4 protein-coding genes are annotated in these 6,031 nt (G+C 53.8%); all 4 read right to left on the bottom strand.

The genetic code is table 11. The annotated features are described in order from the left end of the window. A partial coding sequence (locus MK110_19630; protein ID MCH2213515.1) for a PQQ-like beta-propeller repeat protein occupies window positions 1–1,010 on the bottom strand: 1,010 nt, incomplete at its 3' end. A 561-nt stretch (window positions 1,011–1,571) separates the two neighbouring features. Next, window positions 1,572–3,458, bottom strand: coding sequence for a hypothetical protein (locus MK110_19625; GenBank protein MCH2213514.1), 1,887 nt, complete (start codon window positions 3,456–3,458; stop codon window positions 1,572–1,574). A gap of 71 nt (window positions 3,459–3,529) precedes the next feature. Next, a complete protein-coding gene (locus MK110_19620) occupies window positions 3,530–4,513 on the bottom strand; it encodes a class I SAM-dependent methyltransferase (GenBank protein ID MCH2213513.1) in 984 nt (327 codons plus the stop codon). A 207-nt stretch (window positions 4,514–4,720) separates the two neighbouring features. Further along, window positions 4,721–6,031 (bottom strand): asparagine synthase C-terminal domain-containing protein (locus MK110_19615; GenBank protein MCH2213512.1); only part of this gene is annotated, 1,311 nt, incomplete at its 5' end.

The following is a 6,031-nucleotide window of genomic DNA, read 5'->3' as shown; positions in this document are numbered from 1 at the left end:
GGTTTGCCGGTCCTGAGTTCAATGCACGTCAGAATATTGCTGCTGGACCCGTAGACATGGCCATTGATGTGGACCATCCCGCCATGATGGTTTTTCATGTGTTTGTTATCGTAGACGACTCGCGATGTGACTTTAGTTCCTCGAGAGTTGATCTCAATCAGTTCCGCCCCGGTGCCGTAGTCGGACGAACTAAACACCTGTTTGCCGATAACCAGTGGAGTGGCACAGTTGGCCGTCCCGTTCGATGACTTATTTTGGCCCCATAATGGTTCCCCGTCAGTTGCTCGAATACCCACGACTCCCTTGCTGGTGAACACCACGTACAGCTTGGCTTTGCCAACCGTGGCCACCACCGGTGAGGCGTACGCCGCCTGAGGAGATTCGGGGACGTATGACACCCATTTTGTGTCACCGGAGTCTTTGTTCAGAGCAACCACAGTGCCACGACTGCCTCCGGGCGTGCAAATCACGTAGCCGTCATCGACAAGCACCGATTCACTGATTCCCCAGGTGATGTTCGACCCGCCAAATTCTTTGAGAATATTCCTGTGCCAGATCACGTCACCTGTAGTGGCATCGCAGCAGGTCAGGTCTCCATTGCCTCCCAGGCCATAAACCCTGCCATCGGCCACGGTGGGAGTTCCGCGAGGTCCGTCACCGGTTCCGTCGTGATATTCGTCACCGTTGCGAGTTTTCCAGACGACGTCTCCCGTACTACGGTTCACGGCAACGATGTATTCACCGCCGTCGCGATTGCCCATGGAATAAACAAGATTGCCGACGATCGACACCGCTGAATAACCTTTCCCCAGACCAGTGGCCGTCCAAAGTCGTGCCGGCCCACCCTCCGGCCACCGATCCAGCAGTCCGGTCTCCTTCGATATATTATCCCGATTGGGCCCGCGGAACTGATTCCAGTCGGCCGCAGTTACGGCAGCGGAAGTACCCAACAGGAAAACACACACCACTGCCACACAACGGTTGTGTGGGTTCATCATTTGAAGGTTCATTAGTTGAATCCGGTACTCAGTAAGGGCCCGACGCCCAATAGTTGAACGACATCCGCTTCGGAAAACAATTGTAAGTGAATCAGTCCGGCCCGGGCCGGACTGATTAAGCACATAAAATCTTTTTGTATTTTTCGCCTGGCAGCACACGGTACCCGCGTGATTCGCTTCGAACAGGACCGCCTTCTTACCAATGACAATCCAGGTACGAGCAACGTTCTGTATAGTCTCAGGAGACTTTTCCAGTCCCCGGACGAAAGCGTATTTTGAGCGGCCTGAACAGAACCTTGGTACCGGACCGTGCTCCTAACGGTGACCATGCTGCGCACGGGATTGTCCCGAAAGCCAAAATTTTATTTCTCGGGAGAGGAGTTAACACAATCCGGTACGGGAACCGGGGATGCCAACGGATCCTGCGACCACACCAGGACCCAAATGCAATCTGATTTTTCAGTCCGGAGGAAAAGGAGATACTTACCTGAGCCGGCGATCTCCTGACTCATGTGCTATTGAGTCTGCCTGGGGAATTAAACATAAAAACGAGACACACGATCAACAAGTCGATCAATCAGCCGTTTGTTCAAGACATTTGAGGATCTCGAATGCGTCCCGCAAAAACTCCGCCGGCGGCAGTCTGGAAAAACGGTAGTGACGCATCACCGGTCCAGGCGCCAACGTCTGCACGTTTTGATACGTCTGTGGCAGCGATCGCGGAGTGAAAACGGAATGCGCCGCGGACATCGCCGTGATTGTCTGAGACCGATAGAGTTGCTGGTGACAGTTCTTTAAAACAAACCTGCAGTACTCCTCAATCTGCGACAAATCGTACATTGCCGGAAATCCGCAAACGAAGCCACCACAAAGGTTCTCAACAAAGCAAAAGGGAATATCCTGTCGAGCAGTGATATCAACACCGTGAATTTGTGGACTGACAGGTGACACTTCTTCGTCAAAAAGAACGTGTCCCGTATCGACCTTCAGCCAGTCGAGGACTTCGTCCGGGCGTGAATGGAACAGGATGTCACTGTCAAACGTGATCAGCCGTTGGCCGGCCGTGAACTCCGGAAAGTCAAAAACCTGGGCCATCACTCTGTTTTTTTCACGGAACTGTCGGCAGAACGGGTATGGCTCAAGAACCCGATCCATCCGCTCATCTGCCTCCTGACGCGTAATGATGCGCAAGCCGGGAATGTGCTCCCTGATGAGAACCTGATCTTCCTCAGTCAGACTGCCGTCGTCGTGCAGAACGATCGCCAGATTGTCCACGAACCGCAGCAGAGACTTCGCACCCAGCGCAAAAGACCACAGACGCTGATGATCCACCAGTGTATGCAGCTCACTGGGTGACTCCGGACAACAGGCCAGCGGACGCGAGGCCTGTACCGCCCGCTCAAACTCCGGTGTCAACCGGTCTCTTTCGTACCATTCCAACGGTCGGGAGACAGACTCAGAAGGCTCGCTCGATACCGGCCGCTGTGGCCCGCCGGAAGAATCACGGTCCCAAATCCAGCCGGCGAGCCGACGAGCACGGGACCGAATACGCAGTATTGCGCGAACCCGAAGCAACAAATCGGACAGCACAGCCGGTTTTCGTGCCGCTGTTTCGTGTTGCATCTCCTGAATCAGCAGAAACTCTGCAATGTCGGACGAAGACTCAAAGTCTCTTATAAAAACATCCAGATCCTGCACCACAGGATCATCAATTTCCAGAGGCGGCTTTTCAGAAAGATTCTTCAGTCCAAGGTCCGCCAAAGATCTGGTGAACTGTCTGGCGTCCGTGACAGCAGTGCCCCCGGTGTCCCGTCCGGATTTGCTGCCTGCCAGAACCGCCTGAAAATCAGGATCTGCGACAGACCGCCGTTTCCACATGCGTGTCAGTGGTTCCTGTAACTCCGCATGTTTTTGGGCGTGTACAAATCCTTTGCGATACAAATCCCCGTAGAACTGTTCAAAGTCGTGCAGCCCCAGAACCGCTTCGACTTCAGAGTCAGTGTAGCCGACCGTGCGCATCTGCTCCACAACGTGGTATTCAGGACGGTGAACTCGCTCGCATGCTCTTGCGAAACAAAGGGCTCGGTCAAGATGACCAGTCCGGTACAAATGCATTCCCACGCATCTCGGAACACCAAACAGTTTGTCAATCAGTCTGACATCCAGACGAAAATCAGATGCACAACCCGCTGCGGCCAGGGCCACCAGCGAGTGCACAGCGCGAGGGTGAACCAGTACATCGGCATCCACCGCAACTGTCCACGGCAGTCCAAATTCCAGCCCCAGCTCAAACGTCCGAACCACGGCCTGACTGAACGGCACTTCCCGAATCGTGTGAATGTGTTCGGGAACCACCTGACGACTGAGTAACGACTCACACAGCTGTGTGGTTCGTTCGCCGGCACTGCGAATCACAATGAGAACGTCACTGCGCAAATACAGGGCATCTGTTTCCGACATGCGTCACAATTCCCCTGCAGTCACAGGTTTGTCAGTCACCTTTGGAAGAACGGCCTGAAATTTCTCCGGCATTATCCTGATTCTTCCGGAAACTCATCCGTCTGTCCCGACCGATGACTCTGCTCATCGTGCCCCGGTGGTTTTCGGCAGAAAAGATCCGTTGAACTCGCCAGCCGACTGTCCGGCGAACCGGTTGTCTGCTGTTTTCTGAAACCACTCAGCCACGACAGACGCGATTGATCTGTTTTCAGATTCAGCACCTCAAATCCGGTCGTCTGCATGAGCCGCACTAGACTGTCAGGCGAAAAATAGTTCAGATGCTCCCACGGGTTGATATCTTTAGAGACCTGCCTGCCAAGCCGCAACTGAGCCGCCACAGCGTCCATTTCGACCTTTGGACAACAGGGGACACCGACAAAAACAACTCCACCTGGTTTCAGAATACCGAAAAGAAATCTCACTGTCTCCGCAGGTGTATCAAGATGCTCCAGAACCTGGTCACAGTACACCACATCAAACGGTGCCAGAGCTTCGACCTCCTGCAGTGTGGACACGATATTCAGCCCCTGACCGGCTGCCCAGTCGACTTTGACCCTGTCGGCTTCCAGACCACAGACGTTAATGCACTGCGATCGGGCCACACTGAGAAAATCCCCCCAGCCACAGCCAAAGTCAAACACATCAAGATCACACCGATCCCGATGTTCGGTTGCCAGTTCGAACAGTCTCGCCCAGACGGCCAGCAGTCGCTTCCGTTTCTCACGACCGTGAATCTTTGCCAGACTCTTTTCATGATCGATAACATGTTCATACAGAAATGAAAGGGAGCGATCATCCAGACAATCTTTGCTGTAGACAAACCCACACTGTTCACAGCATACAATCGGACAGGAATGGTCACCGGCGATCCCCATTCGCTCCAGTTGATCTATTCGGTACGTGGGATTGACCGTGGAAAAATCGTGAACCGTAATCTCAAACAGAGTCCGGTGCTCTTCTGCACAGCAGACCGGACACCGGCGTTGAACGAACGTGACTGCTGTTGTGGTTGTCATGATTGATAAACTTTCCGCAGCCGGTCACCCGGCCACGCTTTTCACCAGGCCACGCTTTTCACCTGTCAGCCGGGTATTGAAAGATGACTTCCCGGATTTGCCCCAACACCGTGCAACGAACGATCATTGAAATGACGCCGGACCTTCACATGGTGTTGTTCAGTATGTGACTGCGACCGTAAACGACAACGAGTTCCATGAAAAACATTATAAAGGAAACCCCGGGACTCCGGTCATTTCCTGCTGAATCCGATCTGTAGAATGGTCTTCAAGCCAGCGACGTGCCCAAAGCTCCAGGCACAGAACCAGCCACAATGACTGGTCCTGACGCTGACGAATCAACTGATCAATACCTTCCCGTAAAAACAAATTCCGCTGCACAAGACTTCCGTCGGACAGAAATCGAGTGGCGATGTCAGCGAGACCGGATTCCATCCAGTTTGTCAGCGGCGCACCGAACCCTTTTTTGCGGGCAGTTAAAATCGCAGGAGGCACCCATTTTTTGAGAGCTTTTTTCAACAAAGACTTACGTTCTCCGTTTTTCATCAGCAGGTCGTGCCGGATTGAGAACGCTGTTTCCACCACTGCCCGATGAAGAAACGGAACGCGTACCTCGACACCACAGGCCATACTCGCGTGATCCACCTTCTGCAGGATGTCATCCACCAGAAAAGTCTGAAGATCCAGCAGCTGCAGTCCGGTCACGGCCGGGATTTCATCGGAAAAAAACTGCTCCATCAGTGTCCGGTGCGAAAAAGATCCTGGCTGACACACCAGCGAACGTTGAGTCTCTGTATTCATCTGACACAGCCGCCGGAACCAGTTTGTCAGCGGATCACCCTGTGGTGTCCCGCCCAGAAACTTCTGCAATTTTTGTAACAGGGCCGGCTGCTGACATTCATGCGGGTCGTCATACCAGTGATAGCCGGCAAACACTTCATCGCCGCCGTCGCCTGCCAGCACCACAGACACGCCGTTGTCACGTGCCAGACGTGCCAGCAGATGCACAAACAGGCCGGAATAATCGAAGAAGGGTTCATCATACAAATCGATGAAAGCGGGCAAATCTGCCATGAACCGTTGGCAGCTCATCACATCTTCATGTATTCCGCACCCTGCATGCTCAGCGGCCAGTCTCGCAAATATTCGCTCGTCGTAGTCCGGTTCCTCAAACCCCATCGTGAAACTGGCATGATTCAGTCCGCTCTCGGCAGCTGCAATTGACGCGATCCCGCTGGAATCAATACCACCACTCAGGAAGACACCCACGGGAACATCGCTGACAAGCTGTGCCTGAACGGCTGCACAAACGCTGTCCTGCACGGCTTCCAAAGCTTCCGTTTCATCATGAATCACGGGGCGATACCGAGGCTCCCAGTATCGCTCCGTACGGGTGACCCCTCGTTCACGAATCAACAGATGGGCTGCGGGGAGCTTGTGCATACCTTCGAAAATTGACTGATCCCACGGCACATAGCGATAAGCCAGGTAGTGCTGCAGCGCCGCCTGATCGACAGA

Origin of the sequence: Fuerstiella sp. (assembly GCA_022447225.1) — a bacterium.
Classification (GTDB): Bacteria; Planctomycetota; Planctomycetia; order Planctomycetales; family Planctomycetaceae; genus S139-18.
This window is presented reverse-complemented; position numbering and strand designations above follow the sequence as displayed.